The organism is Cellulophaga sp. HaHaR_3_176 (assembly GCF_019021925.1).
Taxonomy (GTDB): Bacteria; Bacteroidota; Bacteroidia; order Flavobacteriales; family Flavobacteriaceae; genus Cellulophaga.
In genome coordinates, this window is the sequence record NZ_CP058990.1 from 1,547,395 (window position 1) to 1,573,578 (window position 26,184).

A 26,184-nucleotide genomic window follows, 5' to 3' on the forward strand; every position below is an offset into this window, starting at 1 on the left:
ATAGTTTTAGTTGAATAAACTTCAAAGGATATATAAGTTTTTAAAAATTAGGCTAATTCTTTTGTTAATCTTAATAATAATTCGGCTGGACTTACTGGTTTGGGCAAAAAATCATTCGCACCTAACTTAAATGCGTTCAATACATTTTCTTCATTACCCGCTGATGATAGAATAATAATTGGTATTTTTAGGTTTAATTGATTTCTAACATAATCTGTTACCTCTAAGCCTGAAAAATAAGGCATCATAATATCAGAAACGATAACATCTGGTGTATGATCTTTTAAGTATTCTTTTACTTTTTTTCCATCAACACATAGTATAACTTCATAACCAGCTTTTTTTAAACGAAAATCTAGCAATGAAGCCAGTAACTCATCATCTTCTGCTAACAATAATTTTAATTTATCCATCTAGTTATTTATTTTTATAAGTATCCATAGCTAAATCAATCGCTTTTTCAACTGCGGGGTATTCATTTAAAAAACAATCATATAAAAATCGTAAGTATTTAATATCCTTATCTTCTAAACAAATTTTATGCATTTGCTCAACAATTTTATGAAGACTTGGTGTTTGCATCATATTCAAACCTGATTTAAGCTTATGCGCATTAAACCTAATGCCTTCTATATTTTCTGATTTGAGGTCAACTTTTGTTTTACCTATAAATTCTATCGCATTCGATTTAAATAAAACCACAAGTTGTTCTAGCATTTCCAAATCACCAAAACACTCTTCTAAAACAGGTTCTAAGTCAATTTCATCAATATATAAATGATCAATTTTCGAAACTATGGGTTGTGTTTTCATAGCTATATTATTATTTAATTTATTTGTGTTTAATCGTATTTTTCTAAATAACTCTTCGGGGTTGAAAGGTTTAAGCAAATAATCATTTATACCACTTTCTAGACATAAATCACTATCCTTTACAGTAAAATCAGCTGTTAAAGCTATTATTGGCACTGATCTTATTTCTTTACTGCTATTGTTTCTTATCTTTTTTGAAATATTAAAGCCAGTTGTATTAGTCAAGTGCAAATCCATTATAATAAGTTCTATACTTTCATTTTTTAAAATAAGTAACCCATCATTTTCATTGTCTGTTATAAAAACATTACATCCCCAATTATCAAGTCTATTTTTAATCAATTTTTGACTTAAAACACTATCTTCAAAAACTAATACTTTTAAGTTTTCTAGTAATTTTCTTTTAGGGTTTTGGTTTTGGCTTCCTTTTTTATTTTCAATTTCAATGTGTTCAATAATGCTATAGGGAATAGAAAAATTAAACTCGGTACCTACACCTATTTTACTTTTAACTGTAATATTACCTCCCAAGTGTTCAATAATATTTTTTATAATACCTAATTCTAAATCTGATCTTTCGTGATTTTCGTGATTATTTTTGATTATTTTAGGCTCATAATTAAAAATATCATCTAATTGATTTTGGCTCATCCCTAAGCCTGTATCTTTAATTTTAAAATTTAAAAATACGTGACTTTTAACGTTGGATTCAAGCGATACATTGACATCTACAGTACCTTTGTTTGTAACCTTTATAGCATTACCTACTAGGTTTAAAATAATTTGAAATAACTTAGATGGATCGCCTATTACTATTTTAGGAATTTCATCTGAAATAAATATATTTAAAGTAACTCCTTCATTAACAATTAGTGTTTTTAATAAAAAAATAACTTCCTTTAAAACATTATGAAAATTAAATTCAATTGCTTCAAAACTTACATTACCTAGACTACGTTTTGAAAACTCAGACAGCTCGTTAATAATATTTAAAAGAGTATTAGATACTGATTTTATATCATTTACATACGTATTTTGTAAAGTCGTAAGTTTTTCTTCTGCTAATAAATCTGCAGAATTTAAGATAGCGTTTAAAGGAGTTCTAAGTTCATTACTTAGGTTTGATAAAAGAAGGTCTTGTTTATCTTTTTTATTAAAAGGTTTACTCTCTATTGAATTTAAATCTATTTTCTTTATACCTCCTGAATTTAGCTCATTAGGTTTTAATTCTTTTTTACCTTTTAAATTTTCTTTAAAAGATTGAAAAGATTTTTTTAGGCTAGAAGCCTGATCAGAAGTTAGTTCTTCAAAAGAAAAGCTATTTAGCTTCGACTCTAAATCGTTTATATAGGTTAGTAGCTCGTTTGATTTCAAAATTAATTTAGATTTGGGTCTAAATTTTTACTTTAACTTGAAAAAACAATCAAATTAAAACAAGATCTAGGGGGTTATTTCATATAAAGTTCCCTTAATAGCTCTTGTAAACCAATAAAATGTTACCTAACTAGCTATAGTTGTTGTAAAAACACAAAAATTGGAGGTTTAAAACATATATGATTTATGTATTTGAACCGAAAAGAAGGTGATTTTAACAGATAAAAATGCATTTATAAAAATGAAAAACAAACATAAGATACTGAAAAACAGAAGTTTAACAAACGTTTGCAGAAACTTTACATAAACTATGTAAAAGAAAAAGTCTTAATTTAAAATTATAAATTAAGACTTTTAATTAATTGAAAATCAGATAATTACTTATTCTTGAGATGCTAATCGGTCTTTAACATATTCAATTTTTGTTTTATGATGAGCAAGAGGTTTACCTTCTGCATCTAAATTTACCATAATAATATTATCAACTGTAACAATAGTTTCATGCGTCATTTTATTACGAACTTCACAATTTAAAGTTAAAGATGATACACCGAATTTAACTACTTCAATACCAATTTCAACAATATCGCCTTTAACAGCAGTACTCATAAAATTAATTTCTGACATGTATTTTGTTACTACTTTTTTATTCTCTAATTGAATAATGCTGTAAAGAGCAGCTTCCTCATCAATCCAAGCTAAAAGTGTACCTCCAAAAAGTGTTTCGTTAGCATTTAAGTCTTCTGGTTTTACCCATTTTCTAGTATGAAATCTCATAACCTTGTATTTTTTGTGTAAAATTAATGAAACATTTAATGGTTAGAATAACAATGAGCCAGAATCCGTAAGCGTTTTGGGAATACTTAAATTAGTCCCTAGCTTTTTATTTAAATTAGTAATAAAGTGTGCCGATAATAATGGAGACTCCAATTCCATATTTTGATGAATAAAGAAATGAATGTTATTCAAACCTTTTACCTTCCAATCTTGTAATTTAAGTATCCAATCATCTAACCTATCTTTATCACTTGGGTGGTTTGCACCAACATAACGTATAAAAGCTTCATTATTTGTTAAACGCATATGCATAATATCTCTTCTGCCTGCTGTATCAACAAGTATGTTAGTTATATTATTTTCTTCTAACAAATGATATAATTCTTGAGATACTACTTTATCATTAAACCAATCTGTATGTCTGAACTCCATCGCCAATGGATATTCTTTTGGCCAATATTCAACAAATTTCACTACTCTATCCCAATTTTTAGGCCCGAAATTATTATGCATTTGCAAAAATATGGTTCCTAATTTTTCTTTTAAATGAGCTGATACATTTAAAAACTCATCTATATATGGGTATGCATCATCATTTAACCTTCTTAAATGACTGACATTTTGTACTATTTTAGGAAAGAATTTAAAATCAGAAGGTGTTTTATCGTACCATTTTTGATGTTGCTCGGCAGGAAAAATTCTGTAAAAAGTAGCATTTAATTCTATACTATTAAATTGAGTAGCATAATAAGCTAACTCATCTTTTGTACCCTTTGGATAGAAATTTTTTAAATCTTGTTTATTCCATTTAGCACAGCCAACTGAAACATTAAATGTAGTAATATCTTTATATTTAGATAAATTAACCTCTGTATATGGGTCATCAACTGGTATTGTAAAATCAATTAAATCGGGGTTTTCAACCTTTCCAAATTTCATAAATCAAATTAGATTATTAAAATAATTACTTTCAAATTTAACGAACGTTAGCCAAAATTGTTTATAAGAGCGTTAAAAACTAAACAAATAAATAGAGAAATAGCATTTTGTATTTTATATCTTTAAACAAAACTGTACTGATGAACGAAAGAAATCATAGCATGTTAAAAATTCGACCAGAAATTGCTACGGCTCGAATTACAGAAAATATGAGTAGTAACGAATATTTTCAAAATAAAACATTAAGACCTATTTTAAAAGCACAAAACCCACTTTTACTTGCTGTTTTTAAAAATTATATTAAAAAACATAAAAACAATTATTATACTTTTTCCTTAGAAAAAAGATTAGGTTTTATAGAGAATGCAATACAAAAAGATATAAAGTTTAGAAATTCTTTAAAAGGTATTTTAATAGGCCTATTTACATTAGACGAGTACGAATTATATATACAAAACTCATCTGCTTTAAATAAACGAATGATGGGTATGGTTATAGATCGCTTAAAAGATCAAATTCAGTTTTTTGAAGAAGAGAAAACATTAATCAAATAACGATTCTCCGTTTAAGTCTGTTGTCAAAATATCACTCATTAAATCAAAAAACGGTCTAATAGCTTTAAAAGAGGCAACTGTATTTTCTGAAAATTTTGAAGAGATCACTTCTTTATCTGTTACATTTTTAACAAAAATAAATTGCTTTTTTTTAATTAAATCGATGTCTTTATGTTCCTTATCAAAATTTCTAGGTGCTGTTTTTAATTCATCTCCTGTAATATTACCCCATACTTTTTTTAGCGAAGGCTCATTTATAGTTTGTCTAAACTCATCAGCATCTAACTCCAACTCCTTTCTAACCCTTAATAAATCTTCTTTATTCGGTTCCCAAAAACCTGCTGCAATAAAACTTTCTCTTGGTTTTATTCTAACATAATATCCCCCTCTAAGCTTAGCTCCTGCTCTTGTAAACGAACAAGCAAAATGTTCTTTATAAGGTGTTTTATCTTTCGAAAAACGAACATCTCTGTAAATACGAAAAAGCTTCATTTTTTCTATCTCATCTGTAGTATTAAGCCCTTCCATAACAGCCTTATTAAAACTTTTTATTAAAGTCTCTTTTTCTTTAAACAAAGGTTTATGCTCATCAAACCACTCACGTGTATTATTTTTCTTTAAATTCTCTAAAAAATCTAACACATCTTTTGTTAGTACTACCTTTTCCATGCGACTTAAAAATTTTAAACAAATTTATAGAGAAAGTTAACCATTTTAATCAAGCAGCTATTAAAATATTGGTTAATTTTGACATATACTATCTTATACCATGGATTCGAAATCAATTATAGACAAGATAAATCACCATAAAAAACAACCTAACTTAAGATTTAAACTTAAAGAAAAGGTTCAATCTTTTACCGATAAGCTTTTTTATACGCTTTTCGATATTGATACCCCAGTTGAGAAAAATCTATTAGAATTAGAACTACTTTTTGACGAACTAGTTGATTTAGGCTGTTGGGATATAGATAAGCCTTGTAAAAAAGTGTGGGATAGTTATGTAGTTAAGCTTCCTGAGGTATTAGAAATGCTGAATTTAGATGCCGAAGCTTTTGTAAATTGTGACCCTGCCTCTTCCTCTATTGAAGAAATATATATGGCATACCCTGGGTTTTACGCTATCGCAATTTATAGACTAGCTCATGAGTTATATGTAGAAGGTTTCCCATTAGTACCAAGATTAATGACTGAATATGCACACCGCCAAACAGGTGTAGATATAAACCCTGGTGCACAAATTGGAAAATCATTTTTTATAGATCATGGAACTGGTGTTGTTATTGGTGAAGCTGCTATCATTAAAAATGATGTTAGAATATACCAAGGGGTTACTTTAGGTGGTCTTTATGTTGCTAAAAACCTTAGAAAAACAAAACGTCACCCAACCATCGAAAGTAATGTTACTATTTATGCCAATGCTACTATTTTAGGTGGTAAAACAGTTATTGGAGAGAATAGTATCATTGGAGGAAATGCTTTTATAACATCATCAGTACCTGCAAACTCTACCGTATATCACACATCAGAAGTTAAAATAAAAACATTACCAAATGTCTCATAATATTTTAGATTTAATAGGAAATACTCCCTTAGTAGAATCTCGTGTTTTAAACACAAACCCTAACGTTAAATTGTTTTTTAAATTAGAAGGACAAAACCCTGGTGGTAGCGTTAAAGATAGAGCAGCTTACAACATGATTAAAAGTGCTTTAGATAGAGGTGATATTTCTGAAAAAACAAAATTAATAGAAGCTACCAGTGGTAATACTGGTATTGCTTTGGCTATGATTGCTGGTATTTTTAATTTAGATATCGAACTTGTAATGCCTGAAAACTCTACCATTGAACGCGTACAAACGATGAGAGCTTATGGTGCTAAGGTTACCTTAACATCTAAAGAAGTTGGTATTGAAGGTGCTAGAGATTATGCTGAGCAAAAAGTGGCTAAGGATGGTTACTTTATGTTAAACCAATTTGAAAATAACGATAACTGGAAAGCACACTACAAAACTACAGGCCCTGAAATTTGGAGAGATACAAAAGGAGAAATTACTCACTTTGTATCATCAATGGGAACTACAGGTACTATTATGGGTACTTCAACATATTTAAAAGAACAATCTAAGGCAGTACAAATTGTAGGAGTGCAACCAACAGATGGTTCTAGCATACCTGGTATTAGAAAATGGCCTCAAGAATATCTTCCAAAGATATTTAACCCTAGTAAAGTTGATATCGTTATGGAGGTTAGTCAAGAACAAGCGGTTGAAACAACTTTACGACTGGCTACTGAAGAAGCTATTTTTGCAGGTATGAGTAGTGGTGGTGCAACAGCTGCAGCTATTCAATTAGCTAACACATTAGAAAGTGGCGTTATCGTAAGTATTATATGTGATAGAGGCGATAGATATTTATCTTCTGGGATATTTGAACAAAACTAAAGCCAGTTTTTTCTTTTAAAATAAATTAGCATTCCTATAAAAGTAACAATCATAACTCCCCAAACCATTGCGTAACCATGTTCCCAATGTAGTTCGGGTATTTTGTCAAAATTCATTCCGTAAACACCAGCTATAAAAGTTAACGGAATGAAAATGGATGCCATTATGGTTAACACCTTCATTACTTCATTCATTTTATTACTCATATTACTCATATACATTTCCATCAAACTCATAGACATTTCTCTATAAATTTGTAAACTCTCATTAATTTCAATACAGTGATCATGTATATCTCTCAAAAACAACTTTGTATCTTTTGATATCAATTTAGATTCAGAATCAACTAGTCTAGAAACTAACTCTTTAACAGGGAATATATATCTTCTAATTTTAAGCACTTCTTTTTTCAATTCTTGAATACGTTGTGCTACTTCTGGCCTAGGATTATCATAAACCTCTTCTTCTAATTCTTCTATTTTATGATTTATACCTTCTAAAATTTCGAAGTAATTATCTACAACGGCATCTAAAAGAGCAAAAAATAAATAATCTGCTCCACGAGTTCTAATTCTGCCTGATTTTGTTTTAATACGCTCTCTAACACCATTAAAAACATCATCTTTTAATTCTTGAAAAACAACAACTGATGATTCAAATAAAGTTATTGCTAAATGCTCATAAACAATTTCTTGTTTATCATTTAAATACAGCATTTTAAAAACTCCAAAAATATAATCGTCATATTCATCAATTTTAGGCCTTTGTTGCGTGTTGACAGCATCTTCAAGTACTAAAGAGTTAAGTCCTAAGAGCTTTCCTAAATCATCTATATAACTTTCGTCACTAATACCTGTTACATCAATCCAAGTTGTAAGCTTCGAATTTTTAAAAAAATTTATCTCTTCAATTGTTTTAGGTTTTTCTACAATAAATTTATTTTCATCATAATCAATAACCGACACTACAGACAATGCATTTTCTCTGAGGCCTGTATAGGTAACTGTGCCTGGAGCTTTCCCTTTTTTTCTTAAAATTTGAGAACTTTTTTTTAAATGAGTTTTAATTTTAGGCTTTTTCATAGACACTTACTAATTTAAAATAAAATAAATCGTTAAACTCTTCTTTTTTACTTAAAATTTAATTGATTTAATAACAAACCAGAACCTGGTGCTACAAATGGTAACTTAACGTCGCTAGTTTCTAATAAAGAATGTTCAACATCTTCTATCGTAAGTTCTCCTTTACCTACTTGTACTAGTACCCCCATTATCATTCTAATTTGATAACGCATAAAACCCTCCCCTTTTACATGAAGTGCATATGTTTTTTTAGGAAAAAAATTTGCCTCGATTATTGTGTTTTCAATTATTTTACAAGAATTTACTGTTCTAACAAATATGGTATTATTTTTAATTCTAGCTGTATATGATTTAAAACTATGAGTTCCTTCAAATAATTTTGCAGCTTTAATCATAACATCGATATCTAAATCTCCTAAAAAAGTTACTAAATATGGAGCGCAAAAAGGATGGCTTTTTTCGCCAAAAGCAAATAAATAAACATATTCCTTTTCTTTTGCATGATGAATGATATTAAATTTTTCTTCAGCCTTATCTATAGAAAGAATTTTAATGTCTGGAGGAAGATTAATATTGAACGTATACAAAAACTCTTCAATATCCTCTAAAGGTTCATCGTCTAAATAAAGTTCAAAAGCAGCTTCTAAAGCAGATACCTTAGCATCTGTTCTACCCGCCCCTAATATTTTATAACTTCTTTCTGGTAATATATATTTAAGTGTTTTCAAAAGCATAGATTCTATAGTTTTATGACCTGGCTGTTTTTGCCAACCACTATACCTAAAACCTAAAAACTGTAACCTAATAAGGTAGTAATTCCTTTTTTTCTTCATTAAAATTTTATTCAACACTCAAAAATACTATTAATATAAAAAACCGACTAATTATATGAAACAAGAGAACTATTTAGCTAAAAAAGATAAACTTTTAATGAAAAACGAACTCAATTATGCTATGATTATATTGTTTATTCTTAATCAAATAAGCTTTTTTATTAAAAATACTTAGGCAGTTTAACCATATAATACTACGTTTTCTCAACGATAACTGCGTTTTAACGAGTATTTTAAGATATCTAAATATAGTTCACGTTTTTTGCACCATAGCTCCCAAAAGCTAATAAAAGCTACTTATGCAAACTATATTACGACTTTTCCCCCTAAGGGTCATTTTAATAACATCAATATTTCTTTTACTTACACTTGATGTTCTTAGTTTTTATGGCATTTATACAAATACATTCTATTTTTTAAAATTTGATAATTATATATTTCCTGTTCTAAGTATTGTTCACTTTATATACCTATACTCTATTTGGTTTAAAATAAAAGTTAACGAACCGGGTGACCTTCAAATGAAAAATGTTGAATACATTCTTTACTTTATATATCTGATATATATATTCAAATTTATAGAGTCTATTTATAAATTAGCTACCTATACTGATTTTGAAGATCATTTTATACCTGAGACATTTATACCTATAGGAGTAACTTTAGTTGTATTATATTTCTTGTTATTAGTAATTACAGTCATTACTTTTTTCTTCAGATTAAACAAAATAAGCTCTTATAATTTTGATGATATAAATAATCATTCAGATCATTGGTAAAAAACAATGATCAATTCTAATAAAAAAAAAGCCTTGCTAATTACTATAGAAAGGCTTTTTTTTATACTCTATATTCAAGCTTTGTAAATATTATAAAGGTAGATTTTTTCTAAGTGTAAAAAGTTAATTCTACGTAAAAACAAAACGAGTATTTTTTTATTTTACTATAAGTTTTTTAATTTAAACTAAAATCAAAAAAGCCCTTTTAAATTAAAAGGGCTTTTTTTTAAATGTCGTTTAATAAACTACTATAGAGATCTTTAAACTGATATCCATCATCAAACCTATGTTTATTTAGCTTTTTGTAAGCAACTAAGCCCCAAAGCAAAATTTCTTTAAGAAAATAAATATCTTCTTTACTATAATCAGGTTGGTGTTCTTTAATTAATTGCGTTAAAGCTGGTATATCGTCTAATGCTCTTTTGTACTCCTCATCAGTATAATCATCTAAAAGCTCAAAACCTTCTCCTTGAAAAAACCAATGTAACAACTCATCATAAGGGGTTTCTTCTCCTTTTTTCTCTAATTTATTAATCTCAGGAAAATAGACCGGAAATAAAGATTTTACGGCATCATCTATTAATATCGCAGCAACACCATCAGCTCCTTCTTGTTCTCCTTCATAAACCAATTCTATTTTTCCTGTAATTGAAGGTATAATCCCTAAAAAGTCACTTAACCTAACCATTGTAGTATCTGCTCCACTTAATAATGCTCTGCGCTCAGCTGTACTTAATAAATTTTCAAATGCTGTAATACTTGTTCTTGCACTAACCCCACTTTTGGCATCTACATATTCGCTATCACGAGCTTCAAAGCTAATTTGCTCCAATAAATCTTTAGCTAAATCTGGCACGTACACAGCTTCTGATTGTCTACTATCTAATTTAGACTCTTGTTCTGTAATTTTTCGAGCAGTCTCAATATCATCTGGGTAATGTGTTAATATTTGAGACCCTATTCTATCTTTTAAAGGTGTAACAATACTACCTCTATTCGTATAATCTTCAGGGTTAGCAGTAAATACAAATTGTAAATCAAGTGGTAAGCGTAATTTAAAACCTCTAATTTGAATATCGCCCTCTTGTAATATATTAAATAGTGATACCTGAATTCGTGCTTGTAAATCAGGTAATTCGTTTATTACAAAAATACAGCGATTAGCACGCGGTATCATCCCAAAATGAATAACACGGTCATCAGCGTATGATAATTTTAAATTTGCGGCTTTAATCGGGTCTACATCTCCTATTAAATCTGCTACAGTAACATCCGGAGTTGCTAATTTTTCATAAAAACGATCATCTTTATGTAACCAAGAAATAGGAGTATCATCCCCCTTTTCCTTTATAAGTTCTATTGCATAACGAGACATTGGCTTTAAAGGGTCATCATTAATTTCAGAACCCTCAATAACAGGTATATAGTCGTCTAGTAAATTAACCATCAATCGGGCTAAACGTGTTTTAGCCTGCCCTCTCAGACCTAATAAATTAATATTATGCCTAGATAATATAGCTCTTTCTAATTCAGGTATTACTGAATTTTCGTAACCCCATACTCCTGAAAAAGTTTCTTCTCCGTTTTTAATTTTATCTCTTAAGTTATCTCTAAGCTCATCTTTTATAGATTTACTTTGATAACCTGATGCTTTTAAAGCACTTAATGTTTTTATTTTACTATGTTCTATTTTCATCTATTCTTTTTCTTTTACAATTTTATTTTTTTAATAACCCTATGTACTGTGAATGGTTATGTACTAAAAAATAATTAAATTCTGCTTATTAATATCACACCTACTTAAAGATAGCTACTAATTATTTTATTCTTTTTTTTCTATTTGCTTCGTAATCTTCAAAAATCATTTCACCAAGACCTTTTAAGCCTGTAAAAAATGCTTTTCCTTTATTAGCTTCAGTAAAATGACGAATAAATTGCATTAAATAAGGATCTTGTGCAATCATAAACGTTGTTATAGGTACATGCATTTTTCTTGCTTGACGGGCCATATTATAGCACTTTTCAACAATATAATCATCTAAACCAACACTGTTTTTATAATAAGTGCCATCTGGCATTCTTAAGCAACTAGGCTTACCATCGGTAATCATAAAAATTTGTTTGTTTGTGTTACGCTTTCTTCTAAGCATATCCATAGCTAACTGTAAACCTGCAACAGTATTAGTGTGGTAAGGGCCTACTTTCAAATATGGTAAATCCTTAATAGGTATAGGCCAAGCATCATTTCCGAACACTAATATATCTAAAGTATCTTTTGGATATCGTGTCGTAATTAACTCAGCAAGAGCCATTGCCACTTTTTTAGCTGGCGTTATACGATCTTCTCCATACAAAATCATACTATGACTGATATCAATCATTAAAATAGTACTCATTTGTGCTTTGTGGTTGGTATCTTCTACCACTAAATCATCTTCATTTAGCGTAAAATCTCCTATCCCATTGTTAATTTGAGCATTTTTAAGGCTTTCTGTCATAGAAATGTGTTCTAAGCCATCTCCATATCTATAAGACCTAAACTCTCCTGTACGCTCATCTCCTTGACCAGATTTACCTGTTTTATGGTTACCTGAGCCATTGCGTTTGATTTTACCGAAAATCTGATCTAAAGCTCTTTTTCTAATTAAGCGCTCCATTTTTGCTGTGATAGACAAATTACCATCACCTTCACCTTCTTCTTTATTACTACCATCACCACCTCCATCTTCAAATTCTTCTCGCAAAAAACCTCTTGCTTTTAAATCTTCAATAAAGTCTTCAATAGTATAATTTTCATCTGTAAGTTCATATTCCTTATCTAACTCTCGTAACCAATCAAGAGCCTCATCAACATCACCTGAGGTATGTGTAATCAGTTCTTGGAAAATATCAAAAAGTTTTTCGAAAGGAGATTGTTCCGGCGCTTCATAAGTTGCAAATCGGAACCCTTTTCTTGTATTCATAACCATACTATAAAAATAACACTTTTAACAAAAGAATACTACCTATTTAAGAAACCTTAACGCTTTGTTGTAACTTTCGCACTTATGAATTTAAAACATGTAGAAGGGTTTTTACACACCCAAGAATTATGGAATAGTACATTTGACAATGTACCACAATTTATTTTTCCTAAAATTGATTTGAAGAAATTTAATCTAAAACCTATTCCAGAAAACATTAGGTTAGGACAACAAATTGAATATATTTTTCAACACTTAATAACCTCTTCTTTAAATTATAAAACGCTAATTTTCAATCAACCCATACGAAGTGAAAATAGGACATTAGGTGAAATAGATTTTATATTACAAAACACTAATAATCAAGAGATAACACACGTAGAATTAACGTATAAGTTTTACATTATAGATGATACTATTTCTGATGAAATACATCAACTAGTTGGGCCAAACAGAAAAGATGCTTTCTTTGAAAAAGTTCAAAAAATTAAGAACAAGCAATTTTCTCTTTTAAAAACTAATGAAGCTTTAAAATTCTTAGAATTGAACAATATTGATCCTAATAAAATAACATCAAAAGCTTGTTTTAAAGCACAACTTTTCAAACCTTTTAACAAACACATAACGCTACAAAATTTAAATCAAAATTGTATAATTGGCTCTTGGTTAAAATTTACAGATTTTGATTTTTTAGTTTTTAAAGAATGTGAATACTATGTACTCACTAAACAAGAATGGATTGTTATACCGAACACGAAAGTTAATTGGGTAACACATGATACCGCTTTAAAAACAATTAAAATAGCGCATGAATTAAAACGAGCACCAATGTTATGGATGAAAAGTTCAACTAATAAAATATCTAAACTATTTATTGTGTGGTGGTAAGCACTAATTATTCAAAAAACACGTTATATGTAGATATTTTCCTACTTAAATAAATTCTATGGCTAAATTAGCAATTATCTTCTGTATTCTATTTTCTTTTCAATTTACAAATACAGAACCAGAGTGGGACATGATTTATACTAAAGCAACATATGCCTTAAACCATACTAAAAAAGCCTTAAGTTCTAATAATTTCGATCATCAAAAATATTATTCAGAAAAAGCATTAGATGCCTATACCGATATTTCTTATTACATAAAAAATTATGATGATGAAGAGATGAAATTAAAAATCAAAAACACAATAAGTGACTTAGAACATGCAGTAGACGCTCCTGACTGGGATCGAGGTCGATTTTACAGTAAAAGAATTTATAAAAACACACAAGATTTTATTACCGAATTAGATCTTAAATCCGTAGAAACTGCCGAAAACTAGATTTTTTCATATCTAAATTACTTTTATCTAATCTATAAAGTTTAAAGTACCTTTGGTCTGCTATTTTATATTTATGGATAATAAACTTAAGATTTTTAAATCAGTTGCCCACCACTCTAGCTTTACTAAAGCGGCCGAACAACTATTTATATCGCAACCTGCAATTTCTAAAGCAATTAGAAATTTAGAAGATGAATACAATACCACATTCTTTATTCGAAATAGAAATTCTATTGAACTTACTGAAGACGGAAAGTCATTTTTGGTTTATGTGAAAAGAATTCTTGATGTTTATGAAGAAATTGAAAATCAATTTATCCATAAAGATAACCAACTACCAGATATTATAACATTTGGTGCTAGCACTACTCTAGCAAGTTATATTATTCCTAAAATCATTGCTAAATTCAGAACTCAGTACCCAAAAACAAGTTTTCAAATAGAAAGTGACAACTCTGAGCATATTGAGAATTTAATACTAAACCAACAATTAAACTTCGGAGTTACAGAGGGAAAAAACTCAAACCCGAAACTATCTTTTAAAAAACTTATAAAAGATGAAATTGTTTTAGTCACTAGTGCTAAAAACAACAAAATCAATAAAGAGAATATCTCCTTAAAAAAATTACAAGAAATACAAATAATTAAAAGAGAGTCTGGCTCAGGCACACGCGAAATAATACAAGAAACTTTACAAAAGCACAATATAAATTCTTTAAATATTGCTGTAACATTAAATAGCACAGAAGCCATAAAAAATTATTTATACTATTCTGATGCTTATGCTTTGCTATCTATACATGCTGTTCGTGAAGACTTAATTAATAATAAACTTAAAATTATAGACGTTAAAGGGTTTTCGGTAGAAAGGTGGTTTTACTTTGTATCAAGAACAGGTTACAAATCTAACATGATGGATTATTTTGAGAAATTCATCCTGAAGAACTATAACTTTTAGTTATTATAGATTCGAATTAAATTTGCTTAAAAGTTATCATTAACTATTAATTTTGTCTTATCAAATTAATAAACAATGAAGCAAGTTGTATCTCTTTCTATCTTTATAGGCATTATCATAATTGCTTTGTTTGGCTTTATCAATAGCCCCACAGCATTACTTCTTGGCTTTATATTTTCCTTATTTTTTAAAAGCTCTTTTGATAAATTAATCCATAATTCAATTCAAATACTTTTAAAAATTTCTATAATTGGATTGGGTTTTGGTATGTATTTAAAAGATACAATAGAAACAAGTTCTGATGGTTTAGGCCTTACATTTTTCTCTATTCTATTTACTGTCGGCCTAGGATTCTTATTAACCCGATTATTAAAAATAGATAAAAACTTAGGGCATTTAATTACTTCAGGAACATCAATTTGTGGAGGAAGCGCTATTGCAGCAATTTCACCTGTTATTCGTGCGAACAGTAAAACTATTAGTGTTGCTTTAGGTGTTGTTTTTACATTAAACGCAATTGCATTGTTTGTTTTTCCTCTATTAGGACATTTACTAAACTTAAACCAGCATCAATTTGGTTTATGGTGTGCAATTGCTATTCATGATACGAGCTCTGTTGTAGGCGCTGCTCTGGGTTATGGCGATGAGGCTTTACGCATTGCCACAACTGTTAAACTATCAAGAACTCTTTGGATTGTACCTTTATCAGTAATATCTATGTTTATTTTTAAAACTAAAGGAGAACGCATTAAAATACCTTATTTTATATTACTTTTCATCATCGCAATAACTATTAATAGCTATAATTTTTTACCTGAAATTGCTACCCAGTCAATTGTAACTATATCTAAAAAATTATTAATAGTAACACTCTTTTTAGTTGGTAGTACTATTTCAATTAAAGATTTAATATCAACAGGCTACAAACCTATACTTTTAGCATTCAGTCTTTGGGTTTTTATAGCTATTTTTTCTCTTATATACATCACTTTCTAAAACAAAAAAAAGCCGCATCATATAATATGATGCGGCTTTCTATTAATATATTTTTAATTAAGATGCTAATTCTCTAGTTAACCAACCTCTTCTGCTTGCAGTTGCAATTGCATATGGAGTAATCCAGAACAAACCAAAAGTAAATAATATGCTATACGAATATGCCCAAAAAGCTTCTGATAAGTTATATCGTTTCGCATAAAATAACACAGGGAATGTAGATACAATTAATATACCCAAAAGAGTAGAACTAATAAACAAAATTGGATGTGTTATAATGAAGAACAACATAAATAATAAGAACGGGTAAGTCATTATAATTTTTAATGCTTGACCAATAAATAAAAGTCTTGATCCAAATTTAGATTCTTTTCTAAAGTTTGTAAATACATATTTAGACATTGCAATGTTTTCTCTAACATTACTTCTACCCCATCTAATAAACATTTTGTACAAACCTGTATATTGTTCAGGAACGTTTGTATAAGCATATGCATTTCTTTGAAACAATACATGATATCCTTGCTTTAATATCATATTTGTCATCGCTCTATCTTCTCCGATATCAGATGGCTGACCCATAAAAGTTTGATTAATCCACTCATCAAGACAACCAAAAACTGCTGTAGATCTATAAGCTGCTAATGCTCCTGGAGTACACAATACAGAATCTAAACTACTTTCTGCTGAACGCTTAAACTCAAAACTCATTACAAAACTCACATTAAGCATTTTTGGTAATAATGCTTTTTTATTATTTAACACCTGAATATTACCAGCTACTGCACCACATTTTTCGTTTACAACAAACGGACTCACTAAATTTCTTAATGTATCTGTATTTACTACTGAATCACTATCAACTGTTATAAATATCTCTCCCTTTCCTAAATTAAAACCACGGTATAAAGCATGACGTTTACCCATGTTTTTAGGTTGTTGCATGATAGTAACTCTATCTCCTAAAACTTTTTTAGCTTCTTTCATCCAGTGCCAAGTATCATCCTTACTACCATCATCAATAGCTAATAATTCTAATTTATGTTCTGGATATTCACTTTTAGACAAACTCATTAATGTTGCCCAAACTTGTTTCCCTTCATTGTAAGCAGGAACAATAACAGTACACGTTGGCAACTCTTCATCTTTAACAGACTCTATAGGCTTATACTTAAAGTATAAGAATAAATTATAAGCAAAGAATAATGCTTTAAATACAAACAATGATGCTGCAACAACAAAAAATGCAAACCCCCAACTTGTATTAAATCTTTCTACATTAAATTTAGAAAAATCGTCTTGTAAAATATAAACTAGATAAGCCGCTCCAATCATTAATATAAATGAACTAACCAAGACTACTATAGCCCATGGATTAGATAATTTTACTGCAGATTTGGCTTGGCTACTTCCATTAACTAATTTGTCGTTAACAGAAGAATAAAATTCTTTTAAAGTAATAGATCCTGTTTTCATTTTATGCGTTCTTTAAATTTTGTATCAATTCTATTTAGGTATTTGCAAGTTTTATACCATTTGAAATAAAACCCTTTTTACTGGGTGTTTGCGAGGTATTTCAGTTTAAAAGTGTATAATTTTTACACACTCTATGTGTAATTACACAGCTTTTACACAGTTACAAAACAATCCAAAATTTCATTAACCCATTGATATACGTAACAAAACACAAAATGGCTCTCGAACTATGCTTTTTTATATAAAAAAAGCAGGAACTACCATTTAGTGATAATTCCTGCTTTTAAAAATTTTAAGTTTATTATTTAATGCCTACTCTTCAATACTTTTTCAATATCTTTTAAAGTGAAGCCTTTTGCTTGAAGTAAAATTAAATAATGAAATAGTAAATCCGAGCTTTCATCTAAAAATAGCTTATCATCATTATCTTTTGCCTCAATTACAACCTCTACTGCTTCCTCTCCTACTTTCTGTGCCACCTTATTAATTCCTTTTCTAAAAAGAGAAGCTACATAACTATCTTTATTTTCAGGGTTGTCTTTTCTATCTTTAATAATAGCCTCTAATTCTGATAAAAAACCGAAAGAACTATCATTATCTTCTTTCCAACACGTATCTGAACCTGTATGACATGTTGGCCCTGTTGGATTTACCATTATCAAAAGCGTATCATTGTCACAATCGTTTTTAACTGAAACCAGGTTCAAAAAATTACCACTTTCCTCTCCTTTTGTCCATAAACGGTTTTTGGTACGGCTGAAAAAAGTAACTTTTTTAGTTTCTTGAGTTTTATCAAACGCTTCTTGATTCATATACCCTAACATTAACACATTCTTAGTTGCTGCATCTTGAATAATTGCTGGTACTAATCCGTCTGAATTTTTATCGAAATCTATTTTCATAATCTTATAATCTAACTAGAATATTATTTTTAGCCAACTCTACTTTCAAATCTTTTATTTCTATTTCTTTAAAATGAAAAACACTTGCTGCTAATGCTGCGTCTGCTTTTCCTTTTATAAATGTATCTGTAAAGTGTTGCATATTACCAGCACCACCAGATGCAATAATCGGAATATTTAAGTCTGTAGATAATTTTGCTAAAGCTTCATTTGCAAATCCATCTTTAGTTCCATCATTATCCATAGAAGTAAACAGAATTTCACCTGCACCACGTTCTTCAACCTCTTTTGCCCAGTCAAACAAATTAAGTTCTGTTGGCACTTTTCCTCCTACTAAATGTACTATCCACACTCCATCTATCAACTTAGCATCTATAGCAACAACTATACATTGCGAACCAAACTTAGCTGATAAATCATTTATTAATTGCGGATTTTTTACTGCTGATGAATTTATAGATACCTTATCTGCTCCATTTTGAAGCAAGATATCTACATCTTCAATTGAAGATATACCACCACCTACAGTAAACGGAATATTAACTTTCTCAGCTACACGATATACTAAGTCTGCCAAAGTTTTACGTCTTTCTTCTGTTGCCGAAATATCTAAGAACACTAATTCATCTGCTCCTGAATTCGCATATATTTCTGCCAATTCAACCGGATCTCCTGCGTCACGTAAATCAACGAAGTTAACACCTTTTACAGTCCTTCCATTTTTAATATCTAAACAAGGAATTATTCGTTTTGTAAGCATTTTCGTTTTTATTTATTTAAAATAAAATTTTCTAATTGTTTTAAGCTGATTCTATTTTCATAAATAGCTTTTCCTATAATTGTTCCTTCACAACCTAGTTCAGCTAACCTTGGCAACTCATCAAAAGTTGAAATACCACCTGAAGCTATTAAATTTATTCCTGAACCATCAATACCTTTTGTCGTTTGGTTTAATATTTTTTCATACAAATCAAACGAAGGACCTTCTAACATACCATCTTTACTAATATCAGTACATATTACAAAAACAATTCCTTTACCTTGATATGCCTGTATAAACGGTATCAATTCTTCTTTAGAATCTTCTTGCCAGCCTGAAACTGCAATCTTTTCATTTAGAGCATCAGCTCCTAAGATGATTTTTTCTGCCCCATAGGTTTCTATCCAACCTAAAAAAGTTTCTCTATCCTTCACTGCGATACTACCACCTGTAATTTGAGAAGCTCCACTATCAAATGCTATACGTAGATCATCATTTGTCTTTAAACCACCTCCAAAATCAATTTTTAAAGCTGTTTGAGAAGCTATTTGCTCTAAAATCTTATGATTTACAATGTGTTTAGATTTAGCGCCATCTAAATCCACTAAATGCAAATACTCAATCCCATGAGCTTCAAATTCTTTAGCTACCTCTAAAGGGCTTTCATTATATATTTTTTTTGTATTGTAATCTCCTTTCGAAAGTCGAACACATTTACCGTCTATAATATCAATTGCAGGTATAATTCTCATAACTACTTATTAATTTAGATTTAAAAAATTCTTTAGAATTTTTTCCCCAACACTACTACTCTTTTCTGGGTGAAATTGAGTTCCGTAAAAATTATCTTTTTTCAAAGCTGCACTATAAACAAGCTCATAATCAGATTCAGCTATAGTTTCATTACAAAGCGGAGCATAAAAACTATGCACTAAATAAATATACTCTTCTTCTGAAATTTCTTTAAATAAATCTGATTTCAAATTTTTAATCTGATTCCAACCTATCTGGGGCACTTTAACTTTGTTTGTAAATTTCAAGACATCAATATTAAAAATACCCAAGCCTTTTGTATCACCTTCTTTAGTTGAATTACACATTAACTGCATTCCTAAACAAATACCCAAAACAGGTTGTTTTAATTTAGGAACCAACTTATCTAATCCACTAGCTCGTAATTTTTTCATAGCACTACTAGCCTCTCCCACACCTGGAAAAATAACTTTATCAGCCGCTAGAATTTCATTTACATCATCCGTTAAAACAGCCTCAAAACCAATACGTTGTATTGCAAATTTAATACTTTGAATATTTCCTGCTCCGTAATTTATAATTACAATTTTCATTGATATGTTTTATAACATTCCTTTTGTAGATGGTAATACCATTTTTTCTACATCTCTTTTTACTGCCATTTTAATTGCTTTAGCAAAAGCCTTAAAAATTGCTTCAATTTTATGATGTTCGTTATCGCCTTCTGCTTTTATATTCAGGTTAGCTTTTGCACCATCGCTAAATGATTTAAAAAAATGTAAAAACATTTCTGTTGGCATATCACCTACTTTTTCTCTTTTAAAATCAGCTGCCCAAACCAACCAGTTTCTACCTCCAAAATCTATAGCCACTTGTGCCAAGCAATCATCCATTGGCAAACAAAAACCATAACGTTCAATACCTAATTTAGTACCAAGTGCTTTATGAAAAACCTCCCCTAAAGCAATTGCAGTATCTTCAATAGTGTGGTGTTCATCTACTTCTAAATCACCATTTACCTTAATATCTAAATCCATTTGACCATGACGAGCCAGTTGATCTAACATATGATCGAAAAAAGCTAAACCAGTAGAAATACTGCTTTTACCTGTACCATCTAAATTTACTTTTATTTGAATATCTGTTTCATTTGTTTTCCTACTAATTTCAGAAACTCTGTCTTTCAACTTCAAAAATTCGTAAATTTTTTCCCAATCATTTGTTTCTATATCAATAAAAGCATCTAAATCATCACGCTTTACTGTAATTTCCCCTGTACCAAGATTAGTTTCATCGTTTATAAAAATACCTTTAGCACCAAGGTTTTTCGCCAACTCCATGTCTGTTAAGCGATCACCTATAACAAAAGAATTTGCTAAATCATACGCTTCAGTGAAATACTCAGTTAACAAACCTGTACCTGGTTTACGTGTATCTGCATTTTCATGCGGAAAAGTTCTATCTAAAAATACTTTATCAAAAACTACACCTTCATTTTCAAAAGAATTCATGATAAAATTATGAACTGGCCAAAAAGTATCTTCCGGAAAAACATCCGTACCTAAACCATCTTGATTAGTAATCATTACCAATTCATAATCTAGCTCTTTTGCTATTTTGCCCAAAAAAGTAAATGCCTTCGGATAGAATGTCATTTTTTCGAAACCATCAATTTGCTCATCGATAGTTTCTTTAATAATAGTTCCATCTCTATCTATAAAAAGTACTTTTTTCATCTCAATTAATATCTTTTAAAACTTCTATTAGTCTTTGATTTTCGCTTTTTGTACCCACCGTAAAACGAAGTGTATTCTCGCATAATGGCTGTGTAGTTCTATTACGCACAACAACACCTTTTTTTAATAATTGATGGTAACGCTCTGTAGCATCATCAACCTTTGCTAGTATAAAATTAGCATCTGATTCATAAACTTTAACTATGAATTTTAGCTGAAGTAATGCTTTAGATAACAACTTTCTTTCAATAAGTATATCAGATACTTCCGAATTTACTCTATCTATATCTAAAATTCGGTCTAATGCTCTCTTTTGCGTTAATTCATTTACGTTATAAGGAGGCTTAATTTTATTAAGAACACTTACAATTTCATCTGAAGCATAACAAACACCTAACCTAATCCCTGCCATTCCACATGCTTTAGAAAAAGTTTGGGTTACAATTAAATTATTAAAAGCGCTTAATTTACTAATCCAGCTTTCTTCATCCGAAAAATCAATATAAGCCTCGTCAATAACTACAATACCTTTGAAGGTATTTAATAGTTTTTGCACACTATCTGAATTAAAGCTATTAGCTGTTGGATTATTAGGCGAACATAGGAACAATAATTTAGAATTTGAATCTACTGTATTTAGAATAGCATCTACATCAGGTTCAAAATCAGAAGTTAAAAGCACTTCTCTATTTTCTATATCATTTATACCAGATAACACCTTGTACATTCCATATGTAGGTGGAAGTGTAATAACATTATCTTTTTTAGGTTCACAAAAAGCTCTAAAAATAAGGTCTAAAACTTCATCACTACCATTACCAAAAAGGATATTACTTGCGTTAACCCCCTTTTGCTTTGCTAAAACTTCTTTTAGACTTCTTTGCTGAGGATCAGGATATCTATTAACTCCATTCTCAAAAGGGTTCTCGTTGGCATCTAAAAAAACCATCTTAGAACCGTCAGAAACATACTCATCACGAGCTGAAGAATAAGGACTAAGTCCTTTTACATTCTCACGAACAAGTCCGATTATATCTACCTTATTCATCATCTAAGCTATTTAAACGTAACGTAACTGCATTTTTATGCGCCTGAAGCCCTTCCGCTTCTGCCATTAATTCAATTGCACTACCTATTTCTTGTATTCCCTGTTTAGAAATTTTTTGAAAAGTCATGCTTTTCATAAAACTATCTAAATTCACACCACTATATTGTTTTGCATAGCCATTTGTAGGTAAAGTGTGGTTTGTGCCTGAAGCGTAATCTCCTGCACTTTCTGGTGTATAGTTACCAATAAAAACAGATCCTGCGTTCGTAATTGCGCTTAGGTACGAACCTTCATCTTCAACACAAACAATGTAATGTTCCGGCCCGTATTCATTAATTAATTCTTGTGCTGTTTCAGCATCTTCAATATAAATTAACTTACTATTATCTATTGCTTGTTGTGCAATTTCTTTACGTGGTAAATCTTGAATTTGTTCCTCAATAGCTTTTTCTACATTTTCAAGCAACACTTTAGATAAAGATACTAATATAACCTGACTATCAATTCCATGCTCTGCTTGACTTAATAAATCTGAAGCTACAAATTCAGCATTAGCTGTATCATCTGCTACAACCAAAAGCTCACTTGGTCCTGCTGGCATATCAATAGCCACACCATGTTTAGTTGCTATTTGTTTTGCTACGGTTACGTATTGATTTCCTGGTCCGAATATTTTATATACTTGCGGTACGCTCTCTGTTCCGAAAGTCATTGCTGCAATCGCTTGAATACCTCCTACTTTAAATATTTTAGTAACACCACATAAATTTGCTGTGTACAAAATAGCAGGATGTATCTTACCCTCTTTATTTGGTGGAGAACATAATACAATTTCATTACAACCTGCAATATTTGCAGGAACAGCCAACATTAAAATTGTTGAAAACAAGGGTGCCGTACCTCCCGGAATGTATAAGCCAACTTTTTGAATCGGTCTTTTTACTTGCCAACACTGTACCCCTGGACTTGTCTCTACTTCAATACCCTCAGTTTTTTGAGCAGAATGAAATGTATCTATATTCTCTTTTGCTAAAAGAATAGCTTCTTTTAATTCTACAGAAACTAAACTATTTGCTTCCACTATTTCATCATCAGAGACTAAAAAATCAGTAATCGAGACACCATCAAATTTCTCTGTATATTTTTTTACAATAGTATCACCACCACCTTTAACTTCTTCAAAAACCTGATTCACAGTAGCTTCTATATCGGCAACTGTTTTAGTAGGTCGTTCTAATATAGCTTTCCAATCTTCTTTTTTAGGATTATATATTTTATTCATCTGTCTTAATCAAATTTCTTAATCATGTGATATCCTAAAGGCTGAAAACCTTCGCGTTCCCAAAACTTTTTACCTTTCTCGTTATGTACGTAGCAATTTACTTCTGCCCCAACACAATCAATACTTTTAGCATAATTAAAAAGCCAATTCATCATTAACTCTCCAATTTTTTTACCTCGATACTCTGCTTCAACAAAAACATTATCCGGCTCTACATGCTTACCTGCGTATAATTTATTTAAAACCCAAAAACCACAACATGCAATAAGTTTTTGCTCATCATAAACACCAATACATTTATAGCTATCCATAACCAACATATCTTTTAAACGGCTTCTTAAAACCTCTAGCGGATACTTTCCCTTATTAAGTTGAATTACCAAAGGAAGAATAGATTCCATATTCTCGTAAGGAATTAATTCTAATTTAAAATTGTTATTCATCAAAACAAATATTAAAGGACCATTTTCTCAATAGGACAAACAAGAATACCTTCCGCACCTACTTTTTTCAACTCATCAATCACTTCCCAAAATTTATCTTTATTCAAAACAGTATGAACAGAGCTCCACCCCTCTTCAGCTAACGGCAAAACAGTAGGACTCCTCATACCCGGAAGCAGTGCTAAAACCTCGTCTAATTTATCATTTGGAGCATTTAAAAGCACGTATTTCGACTGTCGAGCTCTTAACACCGATTGTATTCTAAATTGAAGTTTAGATAAAATATCTTTTCTTTCGTCAGATATTTGAGGAGAAACAGCTAAAACAGCTTCACTAGTTAACATTACTTCAACTTCTTTCAAATTATTTTTAAAAAGAGTACTACCACTAGAAACAATATCACAGATAGCATCTGCTAAGCCAATATTAGGTGCTATTTCTACAGAACCATTAATAATATGTATATCTGACTTTACACCTTTATCTGCTAAATAATTTATAACTGTATTAGGATAAGATGTTGCTATACGTTTACCTTCAAAATCTTTTACTGAAGTATATTTTACAGACTTTGGTACGGCTAGTGATACTTTACATTTAGAGAAACCTAATCTTTCTGCTATAGAAATATCCTCTCCTTTTTCAATAAGAACGTTCTCGCCGATAATAGCTATATCAACAACTCCATCACGTAAATACTGAGGAATATCCCCATTTCTCAAGTAAAAAACTTCCATCGGAAAATTTCGAGAAGAAGCTTTTAATTGATCTTTCCCATTATCGATTGAGATACCACAATCTTTAAGAATCTCAATAGATTCTTCATTTAAACGTCCTGATTTCTGAATAGCAATTCTAATTTTTGTCATTTTCTTTTTAGTTTGTGTCTGGCAATCAAAAAAAGTTTAAAAATAAAACCCGTTTGATTGCTCAAACGGGTTTAAAATATGTTGCACTACTACAATACATTTCTACCTCGCTTGAAAGCAAGTATAAAAATGATGATGATGTGTAGTTGTATTTTTCATTCTGATGTAAAAGTAAAATTATTTTATGTGTTAAAAAACAAAAATCTATTTTTTTAACAACTGTTCTTGTTTTTATTCAAAAACTAACAGATTAATTGTTCCCTAAAATCAAAGGTAATCCAGATTCTCCTCCACCAACTACAACAACTTTAGTGTTTGGTGATTTAGAAAGCTCCAAAGTAGCATCTATACCTTTATCTTTCAAAATTTGATCATTTAATGATGCACTCAATATACGGTTGGCATCTGCCTTACCTTGAGCTTCTATTGTTACTTTTTCTGCTTCTTTCTTAGCAGTAACTAAGCGGAACTCATACTCTAAAGATTCTTGCTCCTGGCGTAATTTACGCTCAATAGCCTCCTTGATCGTTGGCGGTAAAGTTACATCGCGCACTAAAATTTCATTAAGTTGAATATATTCTCCTTCTACAATCTTCTTTGTCTCATCAAAAATCTCTTGCTGTATAGCATCACGCTTACTAGAATATAATTGTTCTGGAGTATAACGACCTACCACAGAACGTGCAGCAGAACGTATTGTAGGCAATAAAACTCTTTGAATATAATCTTCTCCCTTTTCTTGGTGCAACTTTCCTAATTCACTACGCACAGGCTCAAACCAAGCCGAAGCTTCTAGTTTAATATCCAAACCATTGCTAGATAAAACATTCATTTTCTCTAACACTTCTTGCTGCCTTACCTCATAGATAAACACTTTATTCCATGGAGCTACAAAATGAAAACCTTCTCCTAAAGGCGGCTCATCTGTAACCACACCACCTTGAAATTGTTTGTACAACACACCCGCCTGACCAGAGTCAACCGTGACGGTAGATTTTGAAATTAAAACTACTATTATAATAAGAATAAATACTGCTGGTAAAGCAATTTTTGGTAATTTGTCCATTTTAAAATAA

28 protein-coding genes are annotated in these 26,184 nt (G+C 30.2%); 8 read left to right on the forward strand and 20 right to left on the reverse strand.

Going from position 1 to position 26,184, the window contains the following annotated elements; all coding sequences use genetic code 11:
- Positions 1 to 47: 47 nt before the first annotated feature.
- The 4 genes from H0I23_RS06645 to H0I23_RS06660 all read right to left on the reverse strand — a co-directional run bounded on the left by H0I23_RS06645 (position 48) and on the right by H0I23_RS06660 (position 3,903).
- Positions 48 to 413 (reverse strand): PleD family two-component system response regulator, encoded by a 366-nt coding sequence (locus tag H0I23_RS06645; protein WP_216785673.1) that lies wholly within the window; start codon positions 411 to 413, stop codon positions 48 to 50.
- Positions 414 to 417: 4 nt separating this feature from the next.
- Entirely contained in the window at positions 418 to 2,187 is a 1,770-nt protein-coding gene (locus H0I23_RS06650; protein WP_216785674.1) for a response regulator, read from the reverse strand.
- Between the two features lie 381 nt (positions 2,188 to 2,568).
- Positions 2,569 to 2,964, reverse strand: coding sequence for an acyl-CoA thioesterase (locus tag H0I23_RS06655; protein ID WP_216785675.1), 396 nt, complete (start codon positions 2,962 to 2,964; stop codon positions 2,569 to 2,571).
- Positions 2,965 to 3,006: 42 nt separating this feature from the next.
- Positions 3,007 to 3,903, reverse strand: a complete 897-nt coding sequence (locus tag H0I23_RS06660) for a DUF72 domain-containing protein (RefSeq protein ID WP_216785676.1) — start codon at positions 3,901 to 3,903, stop codon at positions 3,007 to 3,009.
- Positions 3,904 to 4,043: 140 nt separating this feature from the next.
- On the opposite strand from H0I23_RS06660, the gene H0I23_RS06665 reads away from it, so the two are divergent.
- Positions 4,044 to 4,457 (forward strand): glyoxalase, encoded by a 414-nt coding sequence (locus H0I23_RS06665; protein WP_216785677.1) that lies wholly within the window; start codon positions 4,044 to 4,046, stop codon positions 4,455 to 4,457.
- Here the strand turns inward: H0I23_RS06665 and H0I23_RS06670 are convergent.
- Positions 4,446 to 5,126 (reverse strand): DUF2461 domain-containing protein, encoded by a 681-nt coding sequence (locus H0I23_RS06670; RefSeq protein ID WP_216785678.1) that lies wholly within the window; start codon positions 5,124 to 5,126, stop codon positions 4,446 to 4,448. The genes H0I23_RS06665 and H0I23_RS06670 overlap by 12 nt on opposite strands.
- Before the next feature lie 100 nt (positions 5,127 to 5,226).
- On the opposite strand from H0I23_RS06670, the gene epsC reads away from it, so the two are divergent.
- Both epsC and cysM read left to right on the forward strand, forming a co-directional pair.
- Complete coding sequence (epsC, locus tag H0I23_RS06675) at positions 5,227 to 6,021, forward strand: serine O-acetyltransferase EpsC (RefSeq protein ID WP_216785679.1); 795 nt, start codon at positions 5,227 to 5,229, stop codon at positions 6,019 to 6,021.
- Entirely contained in the window at positions 6,011 to 6,901 is an 891-nt protein-coding gene (cysM, locus tag H0I23_RS06680; protein WP_216785680.1) for a cysteine synthase CysM, read from the forward strand. The genes epsC and cysM overlap by 11 nt, the downstream gene beginning before the upstream one ends.
- On the opposite strand, the gene corA is transcribed toward cysM, so the two are convergent.
- Together corA and H0I23_RS06690 are read right to left on the reverse strand one after the other, a co-directional pair.
- Positions 6,898 to 7,983, reverse strand: coding sequence for a magnesium/cobalt transporter CorA (corA, locus tag H0I23_RS06685; protein WP_371736662.1), 1,086 nt, complete (start codon positions 7,981 to 7,983; stop codon positions 6,898 to 6,900). The two genes, cysM and corA, sit on opposite strands and share 4 nt — an antisense overlap.
- A 47-nt stretch (positions 7,984 to 8,030) precedes the next feature.
- Complete coding sequence (locus H0I23_RS06690; protein WP_216785682.1) at positions 8,031 to 8,816, reverse strand: tRNA pseudouridine(38-40) synthase TruA; 786 nt, start codon at positions 8,814 to 8,816, stop codon at positions 8,031 to 8,033.
- Between the two features lie 299 nt (positions 8,817 to 9,115).
- On the opposite strand from H0I23_RS06690, the gene H0I23_RS06695 reads away from it, so the two are divergent.
- Complete coding sequence (locus H0I23_RS06695) at positions 9,116 to 9,595, forward strand: hypothetical protein (protein WP_216785683.1); 480 nt, start codon at positions 9,116 to 9,118, stop codon at positions 9,593 to 9,595.
- A gap of 226 nt (positions 9,596 to 9,821) precedes the next feature.
- On the opposite strand, the gene H0I23_RS06700 is transcribed toward H0I23_RS06695, so the two are convergent.
- Both H0I23_RS06700 and H0I23_RS06705 read right to left on the reverse strand, forming a co-directional pair.
- Positions 9,822 to 11,291: a magnesium chelatase gene (locus tag H0I23_RS06700; protein WP_216785684.1), complete on the reverse strand. Its 1,470-nt coding sequence runs from the start codon at positions 11,289 to 11,291 to the stop codon at positions 9,822 to 9,824.
- A gap of 121 nt (positions 11,292 to 11,412) precedes the next feature.
- Positions 11,413 to 12,564, reverse strand: coding sequence for a VWA domain-containing protein (locus H0I23_RS06705; RefSeq protein WP_216785685.1), 1,152 nt, complete (start codon positions 12,562 to 12,564; stop codon positions 11,413 to 11,415).
- Positions 12,565 to 12,642: 78 nt separating this feature from the next.
- Here H0I23_RS06705 and H0I23_RS06710 point away from each other — a divergent pair, with 78 nt between their 5' ends.
- From H0I23_RS06710 to H0I23_RS06725, 4 genes are all read left to right on the forward strand, one after another.
- The gene (locus H0I23_RS06710; protein WP_216785686.1) at positions 12,643 to 13,446 is read left to right on the forward strand and encodes a DUF1853 family protein; all 804 of its coding nucleotides are present in this window, start codon (positions 12,643 to 12,645) and stop codon (positions 13,444 to 13,446) included.
- Between the two features lie 58 nt (positions 13,447 to 13,504).
- Complete coding sequence (locus H0I23_RS06715) at positions 13,505 to 13,885, forward strand: hypothetical protein (protein WP_216785687.1); 381 nt, start codon at positions 13,505 to 13,507, stop codon at positions 13,883 to 13,885.
- 73 nt (positions 13,886 to 13,958) lie between these two features.
- The gene (locus tag H0I23_RS06720; RefSeq protein ID WP_216785688.1) at positions 13,959 to 14,843 is read left to right on the forward strand and encodes a LysR family transcriptional regulator; all 885 of its coding nucleotides are present in this window, start codon (positions 13,959 to 13,961) and stop codon (positions 14,841 to 14,843) included.
- 75 nt (positions 14,844 to 14,918) lie between these two features.
- Positions 14,919 to 15,839, forward strand: a complete 921-nt coding sequence (locus H0I23_RS06725) for a YeiH family protein (RefSeq protein WP_216785689.1) — start codon at positions 14,919 to 14,921, stop codon at positions 15,837 to 15,839.
- A gap of 57 nt (positions 15,840 to 15,896) precedes the next feature.
- On the opposite strand, the gene H0I23_RS06730 is transcribed toward H0I23_RS06725, so the two are convergent.
- The 11 genes from H0I23_RS06730 to H0I23_RS06780 all read right to left on the reverse strand — a co-directional run bounded on the left by H0I23_RS06730 (position 15,897) and on the right by H0I23_RS06780 (position 26,174).
- A complete protein-coding gene (locus H0I23_RS06730; protein WP_216785690.1) occupies positions 15,897 to 17,315 on the reverse strand; it encodes a glycosyltransferase family 2 protein in 1,419 nt (472 codons plus the stop codon).
- Between the two features lie 305 nt (positions 17,316 to 17,620).
- Positions 17,621 to 18,217 carry a bifunctional phosphoribosyl-AMP cyclohydrolase/phosphoribosyl-ATP diphosphatase HisIE gene (gene hisIE / locus H0I23_RS06735; protein ID WP_216785691.1) on the reverse strand — a complete coding sequence of 199 codons (597 nt, stop codon included), beginning with the start codon at positions 18,215 to 18,217 and terminating at the stop codon, positions 17,621 to 17,623.
- Positions 18,218 to 18,221: 4 nt separating this feature from the next.
- On the reverse strand, positions 18,222 to 18,977 hold the full coding sequence (gene hisF / locus H0I23_RS06740; RefSeq protein WP_216785692.1) for an imidazole glycerol phosphate synthase subunit HisF: 756 nt from the start codon (positions 18,975 to 18,977) through the stop codon (positions 18,222 to 18,224).
- Positions 18,978 to 18,985: 8 nt separating this feature from the next.
- Entirely contained in the window at positions 18,986 to 19,729 is a 744-nt protein-coding gene (gene hisA, locus H0I23_RS06745; protein WP_216785693.1) for a 1-(5-phosphoribosyl)-5-[(5-phosphoribosylamino)methylideneamino]imidazole-4-carboxamide isomerase, read from the reverse strand.
- 9 nt (positions 19,730 to 19,738) lie between these two features.
- Positions 19,739 to 20,323, reverse strand: coding sequence for an imidazole glycerol phosphate synthase subunit HisH (hisH, locus tag H0I23_RS06750; protein WP_216785694.1), 585 nt, complete (start codon positions 20,321 to 20,323; stop codon positions 19,739 to 19,741).
- A gap of 9 nt (positions 20,324 to 20,332) precedes the next feature.
- Positions 20,333 to 21,466 (reverse strand): bifunctional histidinol-phosphatase/imidazoleglycerol-phosphate dehydratase HisB, encoded by a 1,134-nt coding sequence (gene hisB, locus H0I23_RS06755; RefSeq protein ID WP_216785695.1) that lies wholly within the window; start codon positions 21,464 to 21,466, stop codon positions 20,333 to 20,335.
- Between the two features lies 1 nt (position 21,467).
- Complete coding sequence (gene hisC, locus H0I23_RS06760; protein ID WP_216786042.1) at positions 21,468 to 22,514, reverse strand: histidinol-phosphate transaminase; 1,047 nt, start codon at positions 22,512 to 22,514, stop codon at positions 21,468 to 21,470.
- Positions 22,507 to 23,796, reverse strand: a complete 1,290-nt coding sequence (hisD, locus tag H0I23_RS06765) for a histidinol dehydrogenase (protein ID WP_216785696.1) — start codon at positions 23,794 to 23,796, stop codon at positions 22,507 to 22,509. The genes hisC and hisD overlap by 8 nt, the downstream gene beginning before the upstream one ends.
- Positions 23,797 to 23,801: 5 nt before the next feature.
- Complete coding sequence (locus tag H0I23_RS06770) at positions 23,802 to 24,239, reverse strand: GNAT family N-acetyltransferase (RefSeq protein WP_216785697.1); 438 nt, start codon at positions 24,237 to 24,239, stop codon at positions 23,802 to 23,804.
- A gap of 11 nt (positions 24,240 to 24,250) precedes the next feature.
- The gene (gene hisG / locus H0I23_RS06775; RefSeq protein ID WP_216785698.1) at positions 24,251 to 25,108 is read right to left on the reverse strand and encodes an ATP phosphoribosyltransferase; all 858 of its coding nucleotides are present in this window, start codon (positions 25,106 to 25,108) and stop codon (positions 24,251 to 24,253) included.
- A 250-nt stretch (positions 25,109 to 25,358) separates the two neighbouring features.
- Positions 25,359 to 26,174, reverse strand: a complete 816-nt coding sequence (locus H0I23_RS06780) for a prohibitin family protein (RefSeq protein WP_216785699.1) — start codon at positions 26,172 to 26,174, stop codon at positions 25,359 to 25,361.
- Between the last annotated feature and the right edge of the window lie 10 nt (positions 26,175 to 26,184).